20 protein-coding genes are annotated in these 24,085 nt (G+C 54.3%); 9 read left to right on the top strand and 11 right to left on the bottom strand.

Annotated elements, in window-relative coordinates:
- The first annotated feature begins 20 nt into the window (after positions 1-20).
- A complete protein-coding gene (locus HNR65_RS17155) occupies positions 21-2,312 on the top strand; it encodes a PBP1A family penicillin-binding protein (RefSeq protein ID WP_181552763.1) in 2,292 nt (763 codons plus the stop codon).
- A complete protein-coding gene (locus HNR65_RS17150) occupies positions 2,287-2,799 on the top strand; it encodes a tetratricopeptide repeat protein (protein WP_181552762.1) in 513 nt (170 codons plus the stop codon). The genes HNR65_RS17155 and HNR65_RS17150 overlap by 26 nt, the downstream gene beginning before the upstream one ends.
- An 18-nt stretch (positions 2,800-2,817) precedes the next feature.
- Here HNR65_RS17150 and HNR65_RS17145 read toward each other — a convergent pair whose 3' ends face one another.
- The 4 genes from HNR65_RS17145 to HNR65_RS17130 all read right to left on the bottom strand — a co-directional run bounded on the left by HNR65_RS17145 (position 2,818) and on the right by HNR65_RS17130 (position 6,785).
- Positions 2,818-3,567, bottom strand: a complete 750-nt coding sequence (locus tag HNR65_RS17145) for a M48 family metallopeptidase (RefSeq protein ID WP_181552761.1) — start codon at positions 3,565-3,567, stop codon at positions 2,818-2,820.
- 9 nt (positions 3,568-3,576) lie between these two features.
- On the bottom strand, positions 3,577-3,921 hold the full coding sequence (locus tag HNR65_RS17140; RefSeq protein ID WP_181552760.1) for a carboxymuconolactone decarboxylase family protein: 345 nt from the start codon (positions 3,919-3,921) through the stop codon (positions 3,577-3,579).
- Positions 3,922-4,196: 275 nt separating this feature from the next.
- The gene (locus HNR65_RS17135; protein ID WP_181552759.1) at positions 4,197-5,921 is read right to left on the bottom strand and encodes a class I adenylate-forming enzyme family protein; all 1,725 of its coding nucleotides are present in this window, start codon (positions 5,919-5,921) and stop codon (positions 4,197-4,199) included.
- Positions 5,922-6,236: 315 nt separating this feature from the next.
- Entirely contained in the window at positions 6,237-6,785 is a 549-nt protein-coding gene (locus tag HNR65_RS17130) for a NifB/NifX family molybdenum-iron cluster-binding protein (RefSeq protein WP_181552758.1), read from the bottom strand.
- 261 nt (positions 6,786-7,046) lie between these two features.
- On the opposite strand from HNR65_RS17130, the gene HNR65_RS17125 reads away from it, so the two are divergent.
- The 7 genes from HNR65_RS17125 (at position 7,047) to gatB (ending at position 15,694) form a co-directional block, all read left to right on the top strand.
- Positions 7,047-7,826 (top strand): SDR family NAD(P)-dependent oxidoreductase, encoded by a 780-nt coding sequence (locus HNR65_RS17125; RefSeq protein WP_181552757.1) that lies wholly within the window; start codon positions 7,047-7,049, stop codon positions 7,824-7,826.
- 226 nt (positions 7,827-8,052) lie between these two features.
- A complete protein-coding gene (locus HNR65_RS17120) occupies positions 8,053-8,733 on the top strand; it encodes a vitamin B12 dependent methionine synthase (protein WP_181552756.1) in 681 nt (226 codons plus the stop codon).
- A 330-nt stretch (positions 8,734-9,063) separates the two neighbouring features.
- Positions 9,064-9,720 carry an NAD(P)/FAD-dependent oxidoreductase gene (locus tag HNR65_RS17115; RefSeq protein ID WP_181552755.1) on the top strand — a complete coding sequence of 219 codons (657 nt, stop codon included), beginning with the start codon at positions 9,064-9,066 and terminating at the stop codon, positions 9,718-9,720.
- A 129-nt stretch (positions 9,721-9,849) separates the two neighbouring features.
- Positions 9,850-10,812, top strand: a complete 963-nt coding sequence (locus HNR65_RS17110) for a GMP synthase (glutamine-hydrolyzing) (RefSeq protein WP_181552754.1) — start codon at positions 9,850-9,852, stop codon at positions 10,810-10,812.
- 111 nt (positions 10,813-10,923) lie between these two features.
- The gene (gene aspS / locus HNR65_RS17105) at positions 10,924-13,044 is read left to right on the top strand and encodes an aspartate--tRNA ligase (RefSeq protein WP_181552753.1); all 2,121 of its coding nucleotides are present in this window, start codon (positions 10,924-10,926) and stop codon (positions 13,042-13,044) included.
- 11 nt (positions 13,045-13,055) lie between these two features.
- A complete protein-coding gene (locus HNR65_RS17100; protein ID WP_181552752.1) occupies positions 13,056-14,258 on the top strand; it encodes an amidase in 1,203 nt (400 codons plus the stop codon).
- Positions 14,258-15,694 carry an Asp-tRNA(Asn)/Glu-tRNA(Gln) amidotransferase subunit GatB gene (gatB, locus tag HNR65_RS17095; protein WP_181552751.1) on the top strand — a complete coding sequence of 479 codons (1,437 nt, stop codon included), beginning with the start codon at positions 14,258-14,260 and terminating at the stop codon, positions 15,692-15,694. Before HNR65_RS17100 ends, gatB begins: the two co-directional genes overlap by 1 nt.
- A 36-nt stretch (positions 15,695-15,730) precedes the next feature.
- Here gatB and HNR65_RS17090 read toward each other — a convergent pair whose 3' ends face one another.
- From HNR65_RS17090 to HNR65_RS17060, 7 genes are all read right to left on the bottom strand, one after another.
- Positions 15,731-17,614 (bottom strand): DUF4388 domain-containing protein, encoded by a 1,884-nt coding sequence (locus HNR65_RS17090; RefSeq protein WP_181552750.1) that lies wholly within the window; start codon positions 17,612-17,614, stop codon positions 15,731-15,733.
- A 332-nt stretch (positions 17,615-17,946) separates the two neighbouring features.
- Positions 17,947-18,150 carry a hypothetical protein gene (locus tag HNR65_RS17085; RefSeq protein WP_181552749.1) on the bottom strand — a complete coding sequence of 68 codons (204 nt, stop codon included), beginning with the start codon at positions 18,148-18,150 and terminating at the stop codon, positions 17,947-17,949.
- Between the two features lie 46 nt (positions 18,151-18,196).
- Positions 18,197-18,706, bottom strand: a complete 510-nt coding sequence (locus tag HNR65_RS17080; protein WP_181552748.1) for a nucleoside-triphosphatase — start codon at positions 18,704-18,706, stop codon at positions 18,197-18,199.
- Positions 18,703-19,485, bottom strand: coding sequence for an ABC transporter ATP-binding protein (locus tag HNR65_RS17075; RefSeq protein ID WP_181552747.1), 783 nt, complete (start codon positions 19,483-19,485; stop codon positions 18,703-18,705). The genes HNR65_RS17080 and HNR65_RS17075 overlap by 4 nt, the downstream gene beginning before the upstream one ends.
- Complete coding sequence (locus HNR65_RS17070; RefSeq protein WP_181552746.1) at positions 19,482-20,489, bottom strand: FecCD family ABC transporter permease; 1,008 nt, start codon at positions 20,487-20,489, stop codon at positions 19,482-19,484. The genes HNR65_RS17075 and HNR65_RS17070 overlap by 4 nt, the downstream gene beginning before the upstream one ends.
- Entirely contained in the window at positions 20,486-21,520 is a 1,035-nt protein-coding gene (locus HNR65_RS17065; protein WP_181552745.1) for an ABC transporter substrate-binding protein, read from the bottom strand. The genes HNR65_RS17070 and HNR65_RS17065 overlap by 4 nt, the downstream gene beginning before the upstream one ends.
- 205 nt (positions 21,521-21,725) lie before the next feature.
- Positions 21,726-23,804 (bottom strand): TonB-dependent receptor, encoded by a 2,079-nt coding sequence (locus HNR65_RS17060; protein WP_181552744.1) that lies wholly within the window; start codon positions 23,802-23,804, stop codon positions 21,726-21,728.
- Positions 23,805-24,085 lie beyond the last annotated feature (281 nt).

The raw sequence follows: 24,085 nt of genomic DNA, 5'->3' as shown, positions 1-24,085 counted from the left end.
CCTATCTTTCTATGGTTTCAATGTTGAAAAAATTGTTTTTCGGTTTCTGCCTGCTGATGATCCTGGTTTTGGTGTTTTCTTTTGGCTATTGCTGGTACCTGTCCGGACAGATTGAAGAAAGATTTTCCGGGCGGAGATGGGCCATTCCCTCAACCATTTATTCCGACACCACAATGCTTTTTCCGGGCAAGCAGGTGGATCCTGCTGCGCTTGAGAAAAAATTGCGAAAACTCGGATATCAGGCAAAAGCCAAAAGTCCGGAAAAAAAGGGCGGGTACCGGTTTGCCGGCTCCGGACTGGAAATTTATTTCAAGGATCTGCAGCTGCCGGAGAAAAATCGCCGGGGGTTTGCTGCTGTCCTTGAAATCCGGAAAAGCCGGATTCGCCAAATCCGCCGCACCGATACGGACGAAAACCTGCCCCTGGTGGAACTGGGCCCGGAAGTCCTGATGGAATTTTTCGGAAAAGAGCGGGAACTGCGGCGGGTGGTATCCATTGACAATATTCCCGGCCATCTTGCAGACGCGGTTGTGGCGGCTGAAGACAACCGGTTTTACTCGCATTTCGGCATTGACCCGGTGAGCATCCTTCGGGCCATGTATACCAATATTCGTCATTTCTCCATACGCCAGGGCGGATCCACCCTGACCCAGCAGTTGGCCAAGAATTATTTTCTCACCCACGAGCGAACCTTTCGGCGCAAGTTTCATGAACTTTTCATCACCCTGGCCATTGAGGCCAACTACAACAAGGACGAAATCCTTGAAATTTATTTAAACGAGATTTATCTGGGCCAGAAAGGATCGGCCTCGATTAACGGCGTGGGGGAGGCGGCTTATTTTTATTTCGGCAAAAAAGTGGAAAACCTCACCCTGGCTGAATCCGCTTTGATTGCCGGAATTATCAAAAGCCCCAATCTTCTTTCCCCCTACACCCACCGTGAGGAATGCAAGGGCCGGCGGAACCAGGTGCTTGAGGCCATGCACGATCTGGGGTTTATCAGCGAGGCGCAGCTGGAAAAAGCCATAGACGCGCCTGTCAGCACCGCCGGGTTTGAGAAATACAGACGTCAGGCCCCGTATTTTCTCGACTATGTGTCCCGGCAGCTAAACGAACTCTACAGCAAAGACATCCTTTCCAGCATGGGCTTTTCCATCTACACCACCCTGGACACCGGGGTTCAGGCGGCGGCTGAAAAAGCCCTTGAAAACGGCCTGGCCCGGCTGGAAAAATCCATTCCCGCCCTTGTGCGCCAGGACCCGGCAAAAAAGCTCCAGGGTGCCGTGGTGGTGATCCAGCCCCGGACCGGCAACATCCTGGCCATGGCCGGAGGGCGCAATTATGCCGAAACCCAGTTCAACCGGGTCACCCGGGCACGCCGGCAGCCCGGAAGCTGTTTTAAGCCCATTGCCGTCTCCGCACTGCTTGACCGGTTTAAGCCCTCGGATCTGCTGTCCAATCAAAGAACCACTTACATGGTTGACGGCAAGCCGTGGACCCCGGAGAATTTCGGTGATATTCCCGGAAAACGGATTTCTGTGCGCGACATGATCAAATATTCATGCAACCGGGCGGCCGTGGACATGGTGATTCGGGGCGGGCCGGAAAAGGTGGTGGCGCAGGCGGAAAAATTTGATTTTTCGGGACCCATGCAGCCCTATCCGTCCATCGCCCTGGGATCCTTTGAGGTCACTCCCCTGGAACTGGCAAGGGCCTATTGCGCGTTTGCCGCAGACGGGGTTCAACCCTTTGCCCTTTCGGTCCGGGATGTGGCCGATGAAGCGGACAATATCCTGGTTCAGCGGCACATGGACATCAATGCCGTGATGTCACCGGCCAAAGCTTTTCTGGTGACTTCCATGCTCCAGTCCGTTGTCACCGGCGGAACCGCAAGCGCCCTTGGAAAAATGGGGGTGGATTTCCCCCTGGCCGGCAAAACCGGGACCACCAACGGGTACCGGGATGCCTGGTTTATCGGTTACACGCCGGATTTTCTGGCATTGGTATGGGTGGGCTTTGACAACGGGGATCCGGTGATGACAACGGGATCAGGGGCCGCGCTGCCCATTTTTGCAGACCTGGTCAAAGCCATGCCCGGCTATGTTTCAGGCCAGCCGTTTACCATGCCGCCGGGTGTGGTAAAAAAAAAAGTGTGCCGGCAAACCGGGCAGCTGGCAGAATCCATGCAATGCCCGGAGAAATATGAGGAATATTTTCTGGAGACCAACCAGCCGGAAAAAACATGTCAGATTCACAAACCCGACAATGTGCTGAAAAGGACGTTTGATGGCTTCTCCAATATTTTCCGATAAGTCTCTGCTGGACCGGCCCGCCTTCTGTATCCTGCTTATGGCCGGGATGATGATGTTATCTGCCTGTGCCGGGCGCCAGCCGGTGCCTGACAGACCGGGGCAAACCCGCAGCAGCGCGCCCGAAATACCTGTTGACGAAACCATTGATGGGCCTGCTCCCGAAATCGAGGATAAGCCCGATGATTCGGGGGAGGGTAAGGATTACCGCATGGCGGCATCCCACAACCTGATCCGCCGGGGACAAGAGCTGATTCAAAAAAAGAAATATGACAGGGCCATTCGCGTTTTTGAACGGGCCGTGGGCATCCACCCCGGAGACGGTCGGGCGTATTTCTATCTTGCACAAGCCTGGCTGGGGAAAAAGGACCTCAACCGGGCCGCCCGGTTCAACGAGATGGCCATTTTGTATCTCAGAGACGATCCGGCCCGGCAAAAGCGGGCCCGGGAGCAGAAGAAAAAAATCCAGGACATGGAAAACACGCAGTGACATGGCCTGCCGCCTGGTTCAATCACTTTGCCCCGTCCGGGCCATGGGCCATTGGTCCAGTTCATCGCGACTCGGCCGCCAATCCGGCAGAAACCGATCCATCAGGGCGTAGAACCGCTTTGTATGGTTTTGTTCCAGCAAGTGCGTCATTTCGTGGACCACTACATATTCCAGGCAGGATGCCGGTTTTTTGATCAGTTCCAGGTTGAGCCAGATGCGCTTTTTTTCGATATTGCAGCTTCCCCAGCGGGTCTTCATGCGCCGGATCCGGGCTTCGGCCACCCGGACGCCAATGATGGGCTCCCATTTTTGCACAAGATCCGGGATTTGTTGGCCCAACTGTTTGCGATACCAGTTTTCCAGAATCCGCAGCCGCCGGGCCGCATGGGTTTGCGGCGGCACCTGCAGCTCCAGTGTGGCCGCATCAGCCAGACACGCCCGGCTGCGGCCGGGCCGTTCTACCAGCTTGAGGTGCAGGGCCCGCCCCTGAAAAGAATGAACTTCCCCGGTGACCGCTTCCGGGACAGGCGCCTGCACTTGTCTGGCAAAATTGTGCCGTTTTTGCCGGATCCAGGGAAGCCGGGCGGCAATGGCTGCGCGCACGGCATGGTCGGCCATCTGCAGCGGAGCAGAAACCCGTACTGTTCCGTCCGGGGGATAGACCCGGATATTGAGGTTTTTGACGTTTTTGCGAAAAATCGCCACCGGGATTTCGGCGATTTCTATAGTTGTTTTTCGTATCCCGCTGTTTTGAAGTTTTGCCCCCATGCCGCTTGTCTACAGCATTTCGAGTTCGTCGAGCAACTGGATAACCCGCAGGGATTCGGCCACCCCGGTAGTGCCTCTCATACTGGTGACCACCGCCAGGGTCTCCAGGATTTCTTCCTTGGTAGCCCCTTTATCCAGGGCACCCATGGCGTGGCCCAGCACGCAGTTTCTGCATCCGGCGCCGAGGGCCACGGCCATGGCCATGAGTCGCTTGGTCTTGGTGTCAAGGGCCCCGTCCTTGTAGGCCTCGTCCATCTGGGCCTTGATCTGTTTTGCAGTCTCCGGCATGACTTCAGCAAACCGGCCGAGGTTTTTTGCGCGGTTCTTGTTGAGCGCCACCTGACTTTCCGACATATGCTCTTCTCCTTTTTCACTGATGATTCAAAGATGGCGCCGTAAAAGTCCAATATCTGCGTTACGCGCAATTTCTCAGAATTTCACGTGCAGATAAGTACGCTGCATTCTTCGAAATTGCGCAAGCCTTGATCTTGAACTTTTTTCGGCACCATCTAAAGTCAGACTTTTTACGGTGCCATCATTCAAAAGAAACCCTGCATATTTGTTGCTTATGGCTGCCCCAAAGTCAAGGCGGTTTTGCCGGACTCCGCCATTTTGAAATCCGCCTGTGGTTATGCTGCGTCCCAGCCGCCTTTTTGCCGCAGTTGTTCAGTGATGGACCGGGCCTTTTCAATAAGGGCCATGGCATCGACTTTTCCTGTCTTGTTTAAGGGAAATTGCTCGTCAGCCGGCCAGACTTCGATGTGAATGGGTCGTTTATATGAGGCCATGCCTTTGCAGTAATCAAACACGGCCTGGGTATTGATTGTTTCGCCGGATCTGGGCCGGACAAAGGCAAATACCCCGTCCTCATACATTTTGTGCGGCACGCCCACCACCTGAGCCTCGGCGATATCCGGATGCCGGGCCAGAAAGTCAGCCACTTCATCGGGAAAGACCAGATAGCCTTTGGGCTTGATGACGAACTTGCGCCGGCCTGAAAAAACAAGGGCCTTATAACTGCCCATGTTTTGCAGATAACCCATGTCCCCGGTATAAAGGATGCCCTCTCTGGATATGGTTTTGGCGGTCGCCTCAGGATTGTTGTAATAGCCTGAAAACACCACGTCGCCCTGGACGCATATTTCTCCGGCCTGGCCGTCCTGGAGTTGCTGACCGGCCGTGCGGTCTTCATTCATTGGTTCCCTGATGGTCACCATGGCCAGTTCCGGGTAAAACTGGCCCACCTGGCCGGCCATTTCTTCCACGGAAATCCCCTTTGGCGTGCATGTAAAATAACCGGAACATTCCGTCATTCCCAGGGCTGTTCCAAACGTGGGCGACATTTTGGCCATTTCTTTTAAAAAGGCCGTGTCTACGGCGCTTCCGCCGTAAAGAGAATATCTGAGGCTGCTTAAGTCGTAATCCTTGTAGTCCGGAAGCGCCCAGACCATTCTGAACATGGTGGGAACCCCGCCGAAAAATGTGGCCTTGTACTTTTCCACCGCAGCCAGGGCCTTGGCGGGTTCAAACATGCTTACGGTTATAATGGCCCCGCCGCAGAACCAGGCTGTCATGGGACCCTGGGCTGTGCCGGCCACATGGCTGGTGGGCATGATGTTTAGAAAACGGTAATCAGTGCCGTATAGCCCGACGCCCCTGGAAAATACGGCATTGTTTGTCATTATGCTCAAATGGGACATGAGTGCCGGCTTGGGCGCGCCGGTGGTGCCGGTGGTAAAGATAATCAGGGCGGGATCACGGGGGGAGAGGGCATCATAGTCGCTTCGCAATTCATTGACCAGTGCATCATCGCTGCCCAATTCAGCCAGAGTGTTTTCATCAAAGAGTTTGTTAAAATCCTGCGCCCCTTCAATGATGTCAGTGCCGTCTGCCGTGGACGACAATTGGACAATATGGTCCACATACGGGCAGTTTCCCTTTACTTCCGCGGCAACTTCTGAAAAATCGCGGATGTGGGTTTTGCCCAGGCAGAAAAACGCTTTTGGCTCAATTTTGTCAAGATCCCGGATCACTTCACCGGCCTGTTGTTTTACATCCAGCGGGGAAATAATGGCCCCGGCTTTCAGGCACCCGTATACCAGCAGGTAAAATTCAGGCACAGCCAGAAACTGGGTGACCACAATGTCTTCCTTTTTGATCCCCATTTTTTTCAGGCGCATGGCATACAGGTCGCTTAAGCGGTCAAACTCCTGATAACTGATGACCCGTCCGGTGTCAGCAAAGACGATGCAGTCACTTTCAGGCGTCAGATCCGCCCAGCGCATGATATAGTCCGGAAGCAGGGGCAATTTCCACTGGTTGTTAAAATGTTTTTTTCTGAGTTCGGTTTCCATCAAGTCTCCATTACTTTTTCTGTTTTTGGCTGAATCGTTTTGTAAATGCCGACAAAGATGACGGCACCGTAAAAAGTCTGATTTCAGATAGCGCAGTAAACAGTTCAAGATCACGGCTTGCGCAATTTCGAAGAATGCAGGGGGCTTAGCCGTACGTAAAATTCCGGGAAATTGCGCGTAACGCAGATATTGGACTTTTACGGCGCCATCAAAGATAGTGCCGGCCCATAAAAAGCCACCCGGAGTAGGATGTTGAACATACCCCGGGTGCAAACCTTTATTTTGAATTATCGGCAAGGCTTGGACTTGTTATGTTTAACGCATTCCGCCCTTGCCGCCGCCGCCTTTTCCCCGGCCGCCCTGGCCCGGCCCCTTGCCTTTGGCGCCGCCGCCCATACCCTGTCCGCCTTGTCCCGGCCCGCGGCCCCGGCCGCCGCCGCCTTTGCCCTGTCCGCCCTGGGCGGGGCCCTGACCGCGGCCGCCGCCGCCGCCGCCCAGGCCCTGGCCGCCTCCGGGTTGGCTGGTTGCCGTGGATACGGGAGAAAGCGCATTGCGGTGCCAGGCTTCAATGGCCTCATGAACCGTGGCTGCCGAGCTGCTGAAAATCTGCATTCGGCTTTGGCTCAGGGCCTCCATGGCCTTGGGACCGATTTTTCCGGAAATGAGCACATCCACACCGGCATTGCTCACCATTTGAGCGGCTTGAATGCCCGCGCCCTGGGCCAGGTCCTGCTGCCGGGAATTGTCCAGAAATGACGTGTTCTGTGTGTCTGTGTCAAAGACAACAAAACCCGGGCATCGACCAAAACTGGGATCTAACCCGTCTTGCAGGGATTGTCCTTTGGAACTGACTGCGATTTTCATGACTGTATCTCCTTTGGAAATAAGATTGTTTATTATGAGCATAATCCCAAAATAGGTTTGAGACAAGAAAAAATTTGCCAGCCGCCCGAAGGGGCCTGTCATCGCTTTTCCATCCCCATTTTTGCTGTACAAAAAAATTGAATCTCGCTACCCTGTCCAAATCCCTGTGAATACGGAGTCCGGGTTTTCGACGGGCAGGGATTTGCATATAATCCGCACAGTCGAAAACAGCCTGAAATATAAAAGGAAAGGAATTTGCCAATGGAGCAGTCCGCATTTTCTCTGGATGGAAAGGTGGCATTAATTACCGGCGGCAGCCGTGGAATCGGCAGAGCAACAGCCGTTGCTTTCGCCAAAGCCGGTGCAGATGTAATCGTGACCAGCCGGAAAATATCGGATCTGGAGGAGGTGGCCGCGGAGGTGGAAAAACATGGCCGGCGATCTTTGGCCGTGGCCGCACATGTGGGGCGGATGGATCAGATCCGGGACCTGGTTGAAAAAGTTGTGGCAGAGTTCGGCCGAATCGACATTCTGGTCAACAATGCCGGAACCAGCATTGCCGCCATGGCCATTGATGTGGAGGAAAAGGCCTGGGATGCGCTGATGAATATCAATCTCAAGGGCGCTTTTTTCCTGAGCCAGGCAGTGGCCGGGATTATGAAGGAAAAGGGCGGGGGGACGATCATAAACGTTTCTTCCATCAACGGTTTCAGCCCTGCGGTTCCCACCTGCACCTATGCCATCAGCAAAGCCGCCCTGGTTATGGCCACAAAGGCGCTGGCCAAGGAGTGGGCGGATTTTAACATCCGGGTCAATGCCGTTGCTCCCGGTGCGGTGGAAACCCGCCTGCTCAATGCCATCTGGCATGACAAAAGCGAGGATGAGGCAAGGCAGGTCAAGGCATCCTTATCCGAAAGCATCCCCCTTAAAAGAATCGGCGAGCCCGATGAAATCGCAAATGTCATGATTTTTTTGGCATCCGGGGCATCAAGCTATGTGACCGGCCAAACCATTATCGCAGACGGCGGGGCCCTGATATAAAGGGTCTACGCGAAATTCCCGGCGGCTGAAATGCTCGGTTTCAATATATAAAAAACCAATCAGAATGGCACCGTAAAACGTTTTGAGACTGCTATAATCGCCAAACAATAAAAAATAACTTATTGATTTTACTTAACACTTAATCATTTCATCATTTAACACTTAACATTACCGGTAAAAAAAATTTTTTACAGGCGCATCAATCATGGAGACAGGAAACAGGTAAATGCAGATTTTGGACAATTTTCAGCCGCAGATCAATACCGCGGAAATCAGAAAAAGGCTGCACCTGAGTGCTGACAGCCCTGAATGGCAGAGCGTGGAAAATACGGTTCAGGAGGTTGCCGGCCTTATCCGGCCCAAGTGTGCTTACAAAGAGTGCCATGTTGACCAAAAAGACGATAAGAGCGTAACCGTGGAAGGTGTGCGTTTTCAAAGCCGGGTCCTGAGAAAAAACCTGGAAGCCGCCCGGCGGGTCTTTCCCTTTGTCATCACCATCGGTGCTCAGCTCGAGGAAACGGCCGCGGCGCAGAGCGATTATCTCGAACAATATTATTTGGACACCATCGCCAATGTGGCCCTCCAGGATGCGATCCAAAGCGTGTGCGCCCGGCTCCGGGAGCAATATCATCTGGAAAAGCTGTCTTATATGAACGTGGGCTCGCTTGAAGACTGGCCCCTTTCCCAGCAGCGGCCCCTGTTTTCCCTTCTGGGCGATGTGGAGGAGGCCATCGGCGTGCGGCTGTCATCGAGCATGCTCATGCATCCGTCAAAATCCGAATCCGGGATTTTTTTCCCCACAGAAGTCAGCTTTTTTAATTGTCAGCTGTGTCCGCGAAAGGACTGCTCTTCCCGAAAAGCGGCCTTTGACAGGGAAATGGCCCTTGAGTACGGGGTTGCGGAATAATTTTGATGGCGCCGTAAAAAGTCCAATATCTGCGTTACGCGCAATTTCTCAGAATTTCACGTACGGATAAGTACGCTGCATTCTTCGAAATTGCGCAAGCCTTGATCTTGAACTTTTTACGGCGCCATCTGAAATCTGACTTTCAAGGAAGTCCAAGGACGGGGTCGGTTTGTAAGCGACATTGAGCGTTTACAGAAACCTCTGTAAACGGTCAGGAGCGAAAAAACTGACCCAGGCCGCAGGGTTTCCTTCCTGTAAAAACAGCGGCCGCGGTAAAAAGCTTTTTACGGTACCATCAATTTTGGTAAACCCGAACAAAGGAGGAATCAAATGCTCAAGCTTGGTGAAAAAGGCGCTATTATACAACGGGACAAGGAAACCTATGCCGTGGCCCCCCATATTCCATGCGGTGTTGTCACACCCGAACTTTTGCGAAAGATTGCTGACGTTGCGGAAAAATACAACGCGCAGGCCTTAAAGATTACCAGTGCCACAAGAATTGCCATTGTGGGGCTCAGGGAAGAAGATATTGACAATGTGTGGAAGGATCTGGACATGAGCCCCGGGGCGGCTGTGGGATTGTGTGTGCGCAGTATAAGGGCCTGTCCGGGAACGACTTTCTGCAAGCTTGGACAGCAGGACGCCCTGGGCCTGGGCATGGAACTCGACAAGCGGTACCATGGGGTGGATCTTCCGGGGAAATTGAAAATGGCCGTATCCGGATGCCAGATCAACTGCGCGGAATCCTGGGTTCGCGACGTGGGTTTATTCGGGAAATCCGCCGGATGGACCCTGGTGATCGGCGGCAATGTGGGTACCCATCCCCGCATCGCCCATGAACTGGCAACAGAGCTAAGCGATGAACAAGCCCTTGAAAAAGTCAGCCAGGTCATTGAATATTACAAACAAAACGCCTCAAAAGGAGAGCGTCTGGGCAAAATGATCGAGCGAATGGGATTTGATACGGTCAGCGCCGCCCTTTGTTAGCCGGAGCGCCTGGTGTGAGCAGATGCATCCAGTGCAAAAAGCCGTTGTGATACAGGTTGTTGAATGCTAAGTTACCGGGTTGTTGGATCTGTTCATTCAATTCATTTCAAAACCCGGGAGAAAAACAGCTTGGTTACCGAAATCACAGCACAGGCGCTTGATACGCAGCGCTTTATCAATGAAAAGGCAGAGGAAATCAAAGAGACCGTCGGGGACGGATGGGCCATCAACGCGCTTTCCGGCGGGGTCGATTCGTCCACGGTCACGCTGCTCGGGCACCGCGCACTCGGCGATCGTTTAAAGACGGTATTTATCGAAAACGGGCTCATGCGGGCGGGCGAAGCCGAACAGGTTGTCGGGTTTTTCCGCGATCTCGGCGTTCCTGTTGAAGTGGTTGACGCGCGCGAGGCGTTTTTCGCAGCACTCAAGGGTGTAACCGACCCGGAGGCCAAACGTGAAGCCATCACCCAGACCTTCTACCGCGATGTATTCGGCCGTCTGGTCCGGGAAAGCGGGGCAAAGCACCTGCTTCAGGGGACGATTCTGACCGACATCGACGAGACCGTGGCCGGGATCAAGCGCCAGCACAACGTGTTTGAACAACTGGGCATTGACCCGCAGAAGGCGTTTGGTTACAGCATCATCGAACCTTTGATCCAGCTGCGCAAGGCCGGGGTTCGAAAGATGGGCAAGGCCCTGGGACTGCCCGGCGAGTTGTTTAATCGCATTCCGTTTCCGGGGCCGGCCCTTGCGGCCCGGGTCATCGGCGAGGCCACACCGGAGCGCATTGAGACGGTCCGCAGGGCAACCGCGATCGTGGAGCAACATCTCTTTGAATGCGGCGCCTTTCAGTACATGGCCATCCTTCACGAAGACCGGGTGACCGGAATGCGCGACGGAAAACGCGATTTCGGCCGGCAGATCGAGGTCCGCTGCTGGGACAGCGTGGATGCGCGCACGGCCACGCCGACCCGCCTTCCGTTTGATACCCTTGAAAAGCTGGCACAGGAGATTGTCGCCGCCGTACCCGGCGTGGTCAGCGTTTCCTACAATATTGCCGCCAAACCCCCGTCCACCATAGAAGCCGTGTAGTCCAACAGGCAAATAACAGCCATTCACCCAATCAATCCCCGGTTTCCTGTTGCAGAAGGGGGAGCGAGAGGGTGGGGGTGTTGGTTCATTCGAATGGAAAGGACTTTCCTCATGATGTTTTCACAACGTGTTTTTTGCGGGCAATTGACGGCAGATGACCTCGGCCGCAAGGTGCAGCTGGCCGGCTGGGTCGATGCCCTCCGGGATCATGGCGGCCTGCTTTTTGTCCACCTGCGCGACCGCAGCGGCATTATGCAGATCGTGTTCAGTCCCGATGTTGTCCCGGATGTCTGCCAAAAAGCGGCGCTTCTGCGCGCCGAATACTGCATTGCGGTGAAAGGCGAAGTCACAAAGCGGCTGGCGGGCACGGAAAATCCCCATATTGAAACCGGAACCATCGAGCTGGTGGTCACGGAGCTGACCGTGTTGTCCGAATCCGATGCACTTCCGTTTTCAGTTTCGGAAAAGACCATGGTCGCGGGTTCGGCATCCACGGCCGGGACAGGCCGGGTGTCTGAGGATTTGCGGCTCCAGTATCGTTACCTGGACATGCGCCGCCAGTCCATGCGGGACAATGTGATGCTGCGTCACCGCATCTTCAAATGCGTTCGGGATTTTCTTGACGAAAATGGTTTTCTCGAAATCGAGACGCCGATGCTCACGGCGAGCACTCCCGAAGGGGCGCGCGATTACCTGGTCCCCAGCCGGGTCCATCCGGAGAATTTTTATGCGCTGCCCCAATCCCCGCAGCTGTTCAAGCAGCTGCTCATGGTCGGCGGCATGGAGCGCTATTTTCAACTGGCCCGGTGTTTCCGCGACGAGGACCTGCGCCCCAACCGGCAGCCGGAATTCACCCAGCTCGACCTGGAGGCCTCGTTCATTGACGAGGAATTCATCTATGACCTGATCGAAGATCTGACCGTGAAGATGTTTGCCATCGGCGGGATTTCCCTGTCCCGGCCGTTTCCCCGCATGACCTGGGCCGAGGCCATGGAAACGACCGGTTCCGACCGGCCGGACCTGCGCTTTGGACTGTGCTTTGAGGACGTCACCGACCTGTTTGGCGATACCCATTATTCGATTTTCAGGCAGATCATTGCACGCGGCGGCTGCATCAAGGGAATCAATGTCAGGGGCCAGTCCGGAAAGCTTTCCAAGAACGTGCTGCAAAACGAGTATGCCGCGGAAATCGCCCCTTTGTTCGGCGCCAAGGGAATGACCTGGATGCGCGCAGAGGGGGGACGGCTCGAATCCAACATCGTCCAGTTTTTCAGCAACGAGGAACTCGAGGGTCTTAAACAGCGCTTTGACGTGGCTGACGGCGATGTCTTGATCATGGTGGCTGACGCCTCCTACGCCGTGGTCACCTCGGCGCTCGGCCAATTGCGCCTGCACATGGCCGACCGGCTCGGGCTGATTCCCGAAGACACGTATTGCCCGGTCTGGATTACTGAATTTCCACTGTTTGAGGCCACAGAGGACGGGGAGGTCACCTCCAGCCACCATCCCTTTACCGCGCCGGACCGCACCGATTTTGATCCGGAAAATATCGAGGAGCTGCTGGCCCTGCGCTCGCGCGCCTACGATCTGGTCATAAACGGCGAGGAGCTGGGCGGCGGCAGCATTCGCATCAACGATCGGGCGGTGCAGCGCAAGATTTTCACCGCCCTCGGGCTGACCAAAGAGGAGACAAAGCAGAAGTTCGGCTTCTTTTTGCGGGCATTTGATTTCGGGGCACCTCCGCACGGGGGACTGGCCCTTGGCATGGACCGCACGGTTTCGATGATCCTCAAGACCCCATCGATCCGCGAGGTGATTGCATTTCCGAAAAACCGCAGCGCGGCCTGCCCGCTCACGGGCGCCCCTTCTTCGGTAAAGCGCGAACAGCTTGCCGAGCTGGGCCTGCTCAACCTTGGCGGAAAGGATGTGCTGCCCGGCACGGCGGAAAAGGAAAACGATATTGACCGTATTTCCTGGGTGTCGCGCATCGGCATTGCCGAAGATGAGCGCCCTGTAATGGAAAAGATCCTGGCGCAGGCCGAAACCATGGCCCGGCTTGCCGCCGATAATGCAGGCAGCGAGGCGCCGATCCGAACCGTTGCCCCGGCTGCCGCCCGCATGCGCCCGGGAATCGAGGCAAAGCGCTCGCCCCTTGGCGAATCCGGGCAGCTCTTAAAAAGCGCTCCGGCGGTAAAGGGGAATTACTTTAAAGTCGCCAGTATTCTGGAATAGGAAAGAAACATATGGAATCGATATTTTTTTATCGCGACCCGGATGCCGCCGGCACCGGCAGCGGCCCTTTGCAGGGGTTAAATATGGCCATTCAGCCCAATGTTTTGGTGAAAGGCTGGCCCACGGACGCCGGTTCCAACGCCCTGGCCAATTTTACTGCACTGGATGACGCCGCCGTTATCGGGCGGCTCCGTGAAGCCGGGGCCCTGCTTTGCGGCTCGACCCGGATGAGCGAATTCGGATTCAGCCTTGACGGGAGCCGGGCGGGGGAAGCCTTGAAAGAAAACGCCGCGGATGCGGAAATGGTCCTGGACCTGATGGGAGAAAGCCGACTGGCTGCCGCGCGCGCAGGTGTCTGCGGTTTCAAGCCGAGTTACGGCATGGTTTCAAGTATCGGTCTGGTCGGCCTGATCCCGTCCATGGAATGCTGGGGACTGCTTTGTCGCGATCCCGGCCGGATTCGGGAGATTTTGGGCACTATCGCAGGCCCTGATCCCCTGGATTTTTCGCTTTCCGATGAGCCGGCCCCGGATTTTTCCGCCCGGGCAATCGAGCCGGGAAAAACACGCATCGGTATAATTCCAGAAGCGGTCAGCGGGCTTCCGGGGGATTGCAAAAATGCGTTTGAGGCGGCAGTGGATGAATTCAAGCAGGCCGGTTTTTCCGTCCGGGAATTTTCCCTGCCGGATATGGGACTTTTTCCCCTGGTGCACAATATCGTCGGCTCCGTGGAGGCGTCTTCGTGTGCCGGGCGCTATGATTCGGTGCGTTACGGCCGGCGCGTACCCGGGGCCAAAAACTGGAATGAGATGTTTTTACGATCCCGGGGCGCGGCATTCGGCACCCTGGTCAAAAGCTATTTGTTTCAGGGGGCCTATTTCCAGTTTGAACGCTTTGAGGCCTATGAAGACGCCTGCCGTATCCGGACGCGCCTGATCGCGGACATGCAAAAGCTTTCCGGGCAGGCGGATTTTTTCATATTTCCGGCCGCCGCTGCCGGCAATTCCGATCCAGGGGATTTTCTTGGCGATATCTATGAACAGTTCGCCGCTACACTTTTTGCCAATGTCACGGGTCAACCCGCGCTTTACCTGCCGCCGGCATCCGGGACGAGTGCTTCGGGGTTCCAGCTGACAGGGCCGAGATTCAGTGATGCGCGGGTGCTTGCGCTGGGCGAACATCTTGTGAATCTGCGGCAGGGAGGAAACGGGTAATGGAATTTGAAGCCATCATTGGATTGGAAATTCATGTCGAGCTCAATTGCGCCACCAAACTGTTCTGCGACTGCCCCAACCGTCCCGGCGACGAACCCAACGCAAATACCTGTCCGACCTGCCTGTGGTTTCCGGGCGCCGTTCCTCCCAGGCTGAGCAGGGATGCCCTTGAAAAAGCAGCACTGATCTGCCTTGGGCTGGGAGGTGAACTCCAGCCGGTAAGCGCTTTTGACCAGAAGGTTTACTATTACCCGGACCTGCCCAAGGGCTATCAGCTTTCCCAGGCCCACCTTCCCCTCTCGCGCGGCGGAGGCATTGATATCACGGATAAAAACGGCAAGCCCAAACGGCTGCGCATTCATCATATCCACATGGAAGAAGATGTGGCCCGGCTGGTGCATGAAATGGAAGGGCGCCTGCCCATCAGCCTGGTCGATTTCAACCGGGCCGGTGCGCCGCTGGTGGAAATCGTTACCGAGCCGGATTTTCGATCCCCCCACGATGCCATGGAATTTTTAAAGGCCCTGCGTACGCAGGTGCGGTATGTCGGTTCGTCTGAATGCAGCATGGAAAACGGCACCATGCGAGTGGATGCCAACATCTCCGTTCGTCCCCGGGGGACCGAACAGATGAACACCAAAGTGGAGGTCAAGAACATGAACTCCATCCGCCACGTTGGCGATGCCATCGCATTCGAGGTTGACCGCCAGGGTGCGGCCGTGAACGCGGGAGAGGCCGTGGTGCTTCATACCCGGCTTTGGGATCCGGAAAAGAAGGCCACGGTGATGATGCGCGCCAAGTTCGAGGGTCCCTGCGTGCCTGACCCCAAGGTGCCGGCCATCGAGCTGACGCCCGAATATATCGAAGCGTTGCGGCAGCGCCTTCCGGAAATGCCTGCGGCCCGGGCCGAACGCTTTGTCGCCCAACACGGGCTCACCAGCGAGGAAGCGGTGTTTTTGACTTCAGATCCGGAGGTGGCTGTTTATTTTGAGGCGCTGATTGAACAAGGCGCTGCCGCGCGCACGGCCATGCACTGGCTCACCACCCAGCTGATGCCGGCGGCCAGGCAACGGGGGCAGGAACCGGGGCAAACGCCGGTGACCCCGGCCCGGCTTGCCGGACTGCTCAGGATGCTGTCAAAAGATGAGATCAATGCCAAGGCAGCGCGCGAGGTCTTAACGCATATGTTTGACAGCGATGAATCCCCGGAAGCCATTGTTTCCGCCCGGGGCTTTGCCCAGGTCTCGGATTCCGATGAACTTGACTCCCTGATTGACAAGGTGCTGGAAGAGCAGCCCGATGCGGTCGCCAAGGTCCGGGGCGGTCAGAAAAAGGCCCTGGGTTTTCTTGTCGGCCAGGTCATGCAGGCCTCGGCCGGCAAGGCCAACCCGAAAATCGTCCAGAAATTGCTGGCAAAAAAGCTGGGGACGAATTGATCGGGTCATGGGCTTTCTTGCCCCTGGCTATCAGATTTACAAGCGTTTAAACACGACAATGCCATTTTTGCGCCACTCGTCTATCAGGCGGCAGGTTTCCAGATCCGGCAGGAAACTGGAATCAATGATATCTTTCAGGACGGAATTGCTGCGGATTGCCTTTAGCAGCCGGAATTTAGAGGGATCCTTGTGAATCTCTTTTTGCGCATCCAGGCTGTTGCCGGAAATAAGAACACTGATGGCGGAAAGATCGGTTTTCAGGTTTCGCCGCCATACAATTTCGGCCTCGGCCTCCTGGATTAGATCCGGGAGGGGGGCATCAATGCGCCTGTTGATTTCAAGCGGGCCCTGGGTTTCACTGTATGAACCGCCATGCTCGGAGAAAATCCGAAAAAGCGCCTTTTTGCCGGTTGCTTGTCCGAAACCGGCGTTTGCAATCCTTCCGTCCTCAATATAGATCCAAGCTGGCTTTGAACGCCCCCGAATGCTGATCGTGCCGGTAAATGAATTTTTTTCCATGTGTTTCAGCCGGTCAATGAGTTTTCCTTTTACACGATCATCTTCCCGCGGCGATCCGGGACTTTCCGGTAAAATTTCCAGTTCCGCCTTTTGGCCGGCCTTTTGCTCGGTGACGATTCCGCAGTTGATCAGGTCGGCTATCGCGGCCGCTGCCCGTACCCGGCTGATGCCGGCACTGCCTGGAATTTCATTAATGGTTTGGCCGCTTCTGATCAGATTCATTATGCTGCGAAGTGTTTCAGCTGAAATCCGCTCCACGACATGGCCGGGAACCGCGGATGTCTGCAGGGTAAGCCGGACCTCCATTGAACTGACCAGGGGCCGAAGGTCAGCCGCCTCATCGAGCAGGCGGGAAGCCTCCATCAGAAGATTCATATTTTTTTGCCGGATTTTTTGGCTCGGGATCGTGTCGTGGATATTGAATTTGAAAAATCCATCGGACTGGGCCGCAAGGTCGTAAAAGGCCTCTTTGCCGTCAAGGTCTCCGGAGACCGCGTTGATCACCTGCCCCTCCTTGATATAGACGGCTCCGTTGACCCCGCCGGAAGGAGACAGCAAAAAAAGTGTTCCGGTTTTTTCATTGAATTCAATCATCTGGATCACCTCGATCAAGCCGATCCGGGCAAGACTTCCCTCGATATCCACATCCGCCTGCAAACCCCGCAGCCTGGCGGTCTTTTCCATTACCTTGTTAATGGCCTGCAAAATATCGGCAGGTTTAAACGGCTTCACTATGTATTCGTCCGCCCCCATGCGCAAGCCTTTAAGCTGATCCACAGGGTCGTCTTTTACCGAAAGGAAGATAAATGGAATGTCAGCGGTGTCCGGTGATTCGCGCAGTTTTGCACAAAGCTCAAACCCGCCCATTTCCGGCATTATGACATCAGAGATGATGAGGTCGGGCTGTGCGATGCTGATTTCATTCAGCGCAACCCTTCCGTTTTCGGCCTGCCATGTTTGAAACTCACGCTTTCGCAAAATATTTTCCAGAAAGAAGCGCGTTGTTGGGTCATCGTCGATGACCATGACTTTTGTGCAGGAGTTGTAGGCTTTTACAAAGGCAATAAGGTCATTTATCTGCTCATCTTCGGCCTCGATAAACTCTATCCCGGTAAGGTAAAAACTGGAATTATCGGGCTTGCGGGTATATACGATCCGGCCTTTTATTTGCAGATTGTTTTTTTTTAAGACAGGTATGATAAGGACAACATATGAACCCAGAAGGGGTTTTTGGCTCTCCAAAAGGGCCCCGCCCTGACTCAGATTTAGTTTTCGCCCCTCCCCGCGGTCGAGCTTGTTTTCCTTTTCATCAAACAAAGTATATTCTATAAAACTTGAGGTATTGATTCGGGGATACCTCCGTTTTTCATTGATGCTGTCCTGAACATGCTTTTTGCTCATAAGCTCCGTCCTGTATTGTGCATTGAATGATGCACATTTCCATATGCAGAAATTTTTGCAAAAACCGTTGCCTTTTGGGTTGTGAAAGCAACAGTGGTTGCGCATTTTTGAAATTTGTCCCATGGCGGTCCCAACAGTCAAGACAATTTTTCAGCTGGCATCCGAATAATTTTATGAGGCCTTTGGATCCCGGGGCCGGAAAGCCCTGCGGGGCCGCAACCGGCCGGACAATTTCGGAATTTGCCGGGCAATTCGAGACCCCCGGCATTGCAATCTATCAGGGACACATTTGCTGCATGGATACGGATCGGATTTTTTCAACCAATGTGTTTTCAAGCAGGCAGCTCGCCCGGTGCATGGCGGATTTTCAGCAGAACCCATGTGAGCATGCTGATGATCAGCATGGCATAGGCAATGGTAAATGGTGTGTGAAGAAAGGATTTTACAATTCGGATCCGGGCTGTGATTCCTTCCGGCCCGTATTCAAATCCGCGCAGGATCACGTGTATGCCTCCATGGCTCATGGGTGCAAGCATTCGGATGTTTCCGGTTCGCACACGCTGCTGGTTGCAAACCAGGCAATCAGTTCGGCTGCAAAATCTTTTCCAGCAGGCCGGATATGCAATTTTGCTGACTGATATCTGCAACTTCCGCCCTGAAACAAAAATGGGTCTGAACCTGTTTTGCAAGGGGCTGCCGGACCACCCATACCTGTAGCGGTGCGGAAAGCTGCAGCAGACTGTGCAGGCAGGACGCCCACCCCTGGCCTTTGAGTTCCAGGGGGCCGACTTCGTCCACGATGATAAGGTCCGCTCCGCAGCACCTGCGGATTGACAGGGCGTTTTTCCCTTTTTCCATGCTCAGGGCATCAAACATGTAGGGGATGGGCCGCAATCCCGGCACCCGCATGGAAAGAAGATGCCTGCGGCCTGTATCCAGCTCAAGGAGTTCAAAACCGCTACGCATGTTGTTTTTCCAGAGACCGGGGCATGCAATGCCTGCAACCTGTCGTCCGCGGCACCGGGTTTGCCTGGCCAGCTCCAGAATAAAACCGGTTTTGCCTGAATGCCTGTCGCCTGTCAGCAATATCATCGGCGAAATTCCATGACCGGCATAAAATGTTTTTGTCCTCCGGTCAGCCTTGATTCCACAAGCGGCATGCCGTAAAGCCGGCTGAGCTGTTTTTGCGTGAGAACAGATTCCGCGTCTCCCTGAGCGACTGCATGCCCGGCTTCAAGAAGAACGACCCGATCGGCCACCGCGGCAACGGCATTGGGGTTGTGCATGGAGGCCAGTACGGTCAGATTCTGATCCCGGCACAATTTGCGGATTTGATACAATAGATGGTATTGATTGTGGAAATCCAAATGATTTGTGGGTTCGTCTAAAAGCATTACCGGCGCTTGCTGGGCAAGGGCCCGGGCCACGGTGGCCAGCTGGCGCTCACCTCCGGAGATTTGATTTACCCGGCGCTTTGCCAGATGGGCTGCACCAAGCAGTTCAAGGGCCTGCCAGGCGGTTTTTTCATCTTCGGCGCCCGGCATGGCAAAGCCGCTCAGGTGGGGGTTCCGCCCCATGAGCACGAGGTCGAGCACGGTGAACGGAAAGATCTGATCTGATTCCTGCGGAACCAGGCTGATGCATTTTGCCCGGGCAGTGCCGTTTACAAGGTGAACCGGATTGTTATCGACCATGATTTCTTCGCTTTCCGGGTGAAGTATCCCGCATAAACAGTGCAGAAGGGTCGTTTTTCCGGATCCGTTGCGTCCCAGAAGGGCACAGAAACTTCCTTTGGGCACATCAAGACTTACCTGATGCAGGACACGGGTGCCATTGTAGGCAAAAGTGATATTTGTGCAAACAAGGCTCATATCCATCCCCTTGCCCGATTTTGATACAGTAAATAAGCAAAAAGCGGGCCCCCTGCCATTGCTGTCAGTATGCTAACCGGGAGTTCGGCTGCAGTCAGGCTTCTTGCGGCAAGGTCGGCGGCAAGCAGAAAAGCGCCGCCCATCAGCGCAGTGACCGGTATCATCACCCGGTGATCAGGGCCGGACAAGGTTCTTGCCATGTGCGGAATCACAAGGCCGATCCATCCGATCTGGCCGCAGGCCGAGACGATCACGGCCACCATCAGCGAACTGATGCTGATGAAAAAAATCCTGTAACGCCTTGGGTTCAGCCCCAGGGAGGTGGCCTGGACTTCTCCCAGGGAAAGAATATTGAGTTTGAAACGCAGCAGGTGAACCAGGCTCAGCCCCATCAGCATCACCGGGGCCATCAGGCGCACATCCGCCCATGAGCATCGGTGCATGCTGCCCATGACCCAAAATACGATGGCCGGCAGCTGGCTGTAGGGGTCAGCCGTGTATTTCAACACCATCAGAAGGGCATTGAACATGGATGTGACCACAAGGCCTGCCAGGATCAGGACCAGAACCGGGCGCACTGCCACAGCCCTCGCAATGCCGGCGGCAAGTCCCACGGCGCTTAAGCCGAATGCAAAAGACAGCGTGCGGACAATCCCGAAGGGACTGCCGGGTAGAATCAATCCCAGGGCCGCACCAAATGCGCACCCGGCTGAAACCCCGAGGATATCCGGAGAAACAAGCGGATTTCGAAACAGCCCCTGATAGACTGCCCCGGAAACGGCAAGCCCGGTTCCGCCCAGCACGGCAGTTAAACTGCGGGGCAGGCGCACATCAAAAAAAACAAGTGATTTTGGGCTTGGTGCAAGGCTGCCCTGCGCAATCCAGTCCCGGATCCAGCCGGCAGCATCTGCAAAAGAGATGTGCATCTGTCCGCTAAACAGGGAAAGGAAAAAGAGCAGAACCAAAAGCGAACCCAATATCCATATTGTTTTCTGATTATTCATGATCCCGGGTTTCTGCCTGGCACATCCTGATTCCGGACGGGATGCGCCGGATCTTTGCGCTTCATTTTGTCATTGAGATGACCGCCCATTTTGGTGAAGCTTTGATCAAAAAGGGTTTCGTGAAAATCATTGATCTCATGGATCAGGCATATGTCTTCAAATTGCTCCGCATAAAGCCTGTTCCCGAGCCACAGCACCCCCAGGACCGACAGGGGTGAGGGAAAATCCCAGGGCGACAGGCTGGAAGGAAAAACATGGATTTCATTTTCCCGGACTGCCGGCAGAAGAGAAAACTGCCGCCGGTTTATAAATGTTTTTGCCTGAAGGCGGCTCATGGGGCTGATGACAATGCTCTCCGGAGCCCAGATCATGAGCTGTTCCGGGGAAATTTGTTTAAAATGGCCGTGAAGTGCATGGGCTGCATTGATGCCGCCGGCCAGATGAATCATCCGGTCCTGGAGCATGCCGGAAGGAGATGTGGACAAAAATCCGGAAGGACCGGCATAATATACTGTTTTGCGTTCCTCCGGATCCAGATTCTGCACCCGTTTTCCGACCCGTGCCAGCACCCGCTCCATTGCCTGGATGACCGCATCGGCCCGCCGGGGTTTTCCAATGGCCGAAGCCACCATAATCAGTGTCTGCTTTATGGACGCAAAGGTTTCCGGTGCAATCACCACGGCCGGGCAGCCGGAATTTTGGAGCCTGTCGGCCATCTGAACGTCTGTTTTCTGATAAGACAGAATCACCAGATCCGGATCCAGGCTGAGCACGGTTTCAAGATTGATTCCGCTGGATTTGGAGCCAACGCCCGGCAGATCCGCCATCTCCGGTGCCACGGCCAGAACCAGGGGATCGTGCCGCGACGAGTTGTCAAGCCCGACAAAGGCGTCTGCCCCTTTCAGGCACAGCACCATCAGCGTTGCGGGTTTAAACGTGGTCACCAGGCGGCTGACATTGTCGGGTATTTTGACTTTCCGCCCTGCTGCATCGGTTATGATTCTTTCAGCGCGGACCCGGGATGCCGTCATGACCAAAAGACAGCATGCGACGATTATAAGAAATAATTTTTTCATATGTCCAAAAACTGATGGCACCGTAAAAAGTCTGATTTCAGATGGCGCCGTAAAGTTCAAGATCAAGGCTTGCGCAATTTCGAAGAATGCAACGTACTTAGCTGTACGTGAAATTCTGAGAAATTGCGCGTAACGCAGATATTGGACTTTTACGGCGCCATCAAAAACTGGCTTTGAGCCCGGCAATGGCATTTCTGCCCGGGGCGGGAAAACCAATTTCCGATTCATAATCTTTGTCAAACAGGTTTTCGCATTCAAGCCAGGCGGTCAACTTCTCGGTAATTTGTTTTGATATCCGGCCGTTGACAGTAAAATAATCTTTTGTGTTTGTCATTTCCTCGGCTGGTTTTGCAGGGGTGGGCAGATCTTCATAGATCTTGTCCACATAAATCCCGCGCAGGTTCAGCCGGGCGTTTATCCATGGAATCAGCCCATCAACGCCAATGACAAACTTGTTTTCCGGCACACCTGCGACCTTTTCCGTAACGGCTATGGCGCTTTTATTTTCAGCATTATTGTAGGTATAATCAATACTAGCGCTCAAATCCGGGATAGGGGTGTAGCTGAGCCCGATTTCGGCGCCTTTCATTTCAACGTCTTCAACGTTGATGTAGACATCGTCTCTGAAATCATCCTCCTTATAATCCCTGGAGATCCAGTCGGAAATATCATGATAAAATCCTTCAACCCGCAGATGAAAAACCCCGGCAAAGGTTCGCTGGACACCCAGTGTATAATTGATGCTCTGCTCGGAATCCAGATTCGGGTTGCCGGAGTTTCCGGAGTATAGTTGGTTCAGGGTTGGAAAACGGGTTTTTTTCGCCACCGAACCATATACCCGGGTGGTATCGGTAAATTGCCAGTTCAGTCCGGCCATGGGATTGAATTCCGCGCTGGTGTCCGTGTCGTCCAGATCCATTTGCCCGGCAAACAGGTCATTTTCGTCAAAAACGGTTTCTTCGGCATCATTGACTTCAAACCAGTCATAACTGGCTCCGATCACGGCCGTCAGGCCGTTGTCAGAGAAAAACTCATGCTCCGTGCCCACCGAACCGATATAGGATTCGAGCTCATTAAACGGCAGATTCGCACCGGCCCGGTCTTTGTGAATGTCTTGCTTATAGTGAACCGAAATATGGCCCGTGTACCAGGCGGCCGGGTCAATATCGGCAATCATGGAGCCGCCCACGTACCTGTCATCGTATGTACTTGTGGCAATTTTTTCGGTTAAACCGGGACCCGCATAAAAGACGTAATCATCCTCGTGTTCATGGTAAAACAGTTTGCCCCTCAGGGTGAGCCAGGAAACAATATTCTGCCTGCCGCTGAAATCAATGCCCCAGTCGTCATAGTTTTTAAATCGGCGGAAGTTTGAAAACCCCGCATCATCTCCCTTGGAGGGAAATACCTTGTACTCATCTGTTTGAAAGGGATTGCCCCTTTCGGCCTGCATCATGTGCATACTGACAAAATATTCAGAATGTTGAGAAGGGGTGATGCCAACCCGGCCCCAGAAAGCGTCCTGCTCTGAATCCGCGTTGTTTCTGAAACCGCCGTCCTCCGTGACCACCGGATCTCCCATAAATGGGCGGGCCGGTGTGGCCGGTTCAGGATCAAAATCGTCTGACATCCGGAAGCCATCGGTTTCACGCCGGCTGTAGCTGAGCCAGTAGTTGACTTTTCTGACCTGGTTTCCGTGGGACAATGCCGTTCGGTAGGTGCCGTTTTCACCGATTTCCTGGGTAAAGCTGAATGTTGGGTCCTCGGTGCCTTTTATGGTGACCACATTGATGACGGCGATCTGGGTGTTGGCGCCGTAGAGCACTGAAGGGGCGTTTTTGGTAATTTCAATTTTGGAGATCATTTCCGCCGGAATCTGATCCAGGTTCAGCTTGCCGTAGTAGGTTTCATAAAAGGGAATGCCGTCGATTAAAAACAATGATTTCTCAGTGCCAAACCCGTGTATGGAGATTTCCGGCTCATTTTTACTGCCGCGGGTCACTGTGATGCCGGGGGCAAAACCCAAGGCCTGGGCAAGGGTTTTGCTCCCGGTTGCCGCAATTTCTTCCTGCTCCATTTCATGGTTGATGGCGATATCCTCGACTCCGGTTTTTTGACCCTTCACCACAATTTCACCCAGTTCAAATACAGGCTCACTGCCGGGCTGTGCCAGAATCCAGCCGGGGGCCAGCAGAATACATAAAAATCCGGTTAAAAGTGCTCCGGTTTTTTCGTGCATGCCATTCTCCCTGAAAACGGTTGACAGTAAATGCGGAGGCCGAATGAATCGTTATGCTAAATTTAGCATAACGATTCATAAACGACGTGTTTACTTCTGTCAACCAGAAATCCATGGGATTGGCGAAGCCTTTTTTGGATTCCCAAATCTGCGGACGACAAGGGGGGGGGGTAAAACAGAGCTGCGAATGAAAAATTTTTTGCCGGCTTTGATTCCTGCGTTCTGCACGGCTGTGCAGTAAAAGGAGTGGTTGCTGCCTGATGGTTTGTTTGTCGTTGGAT

It is taken from the genome of Desulfosalsimonas propionicica (genome assembly GCF_013761005.1).
GTDB classification, from domain to species: domain Bacteria; phylum Desulfobacterota; class Desulfobacteria; order Desulfobacterales; family Desulfosalsimonadaceae; genus Desulfosalsimonas; species Desulfosalsimonas propionicica.
Note: the sequence above shows the minus strand (reverse complement) of the source record. Positions and strands in the feature narration are given on the sequence as shown.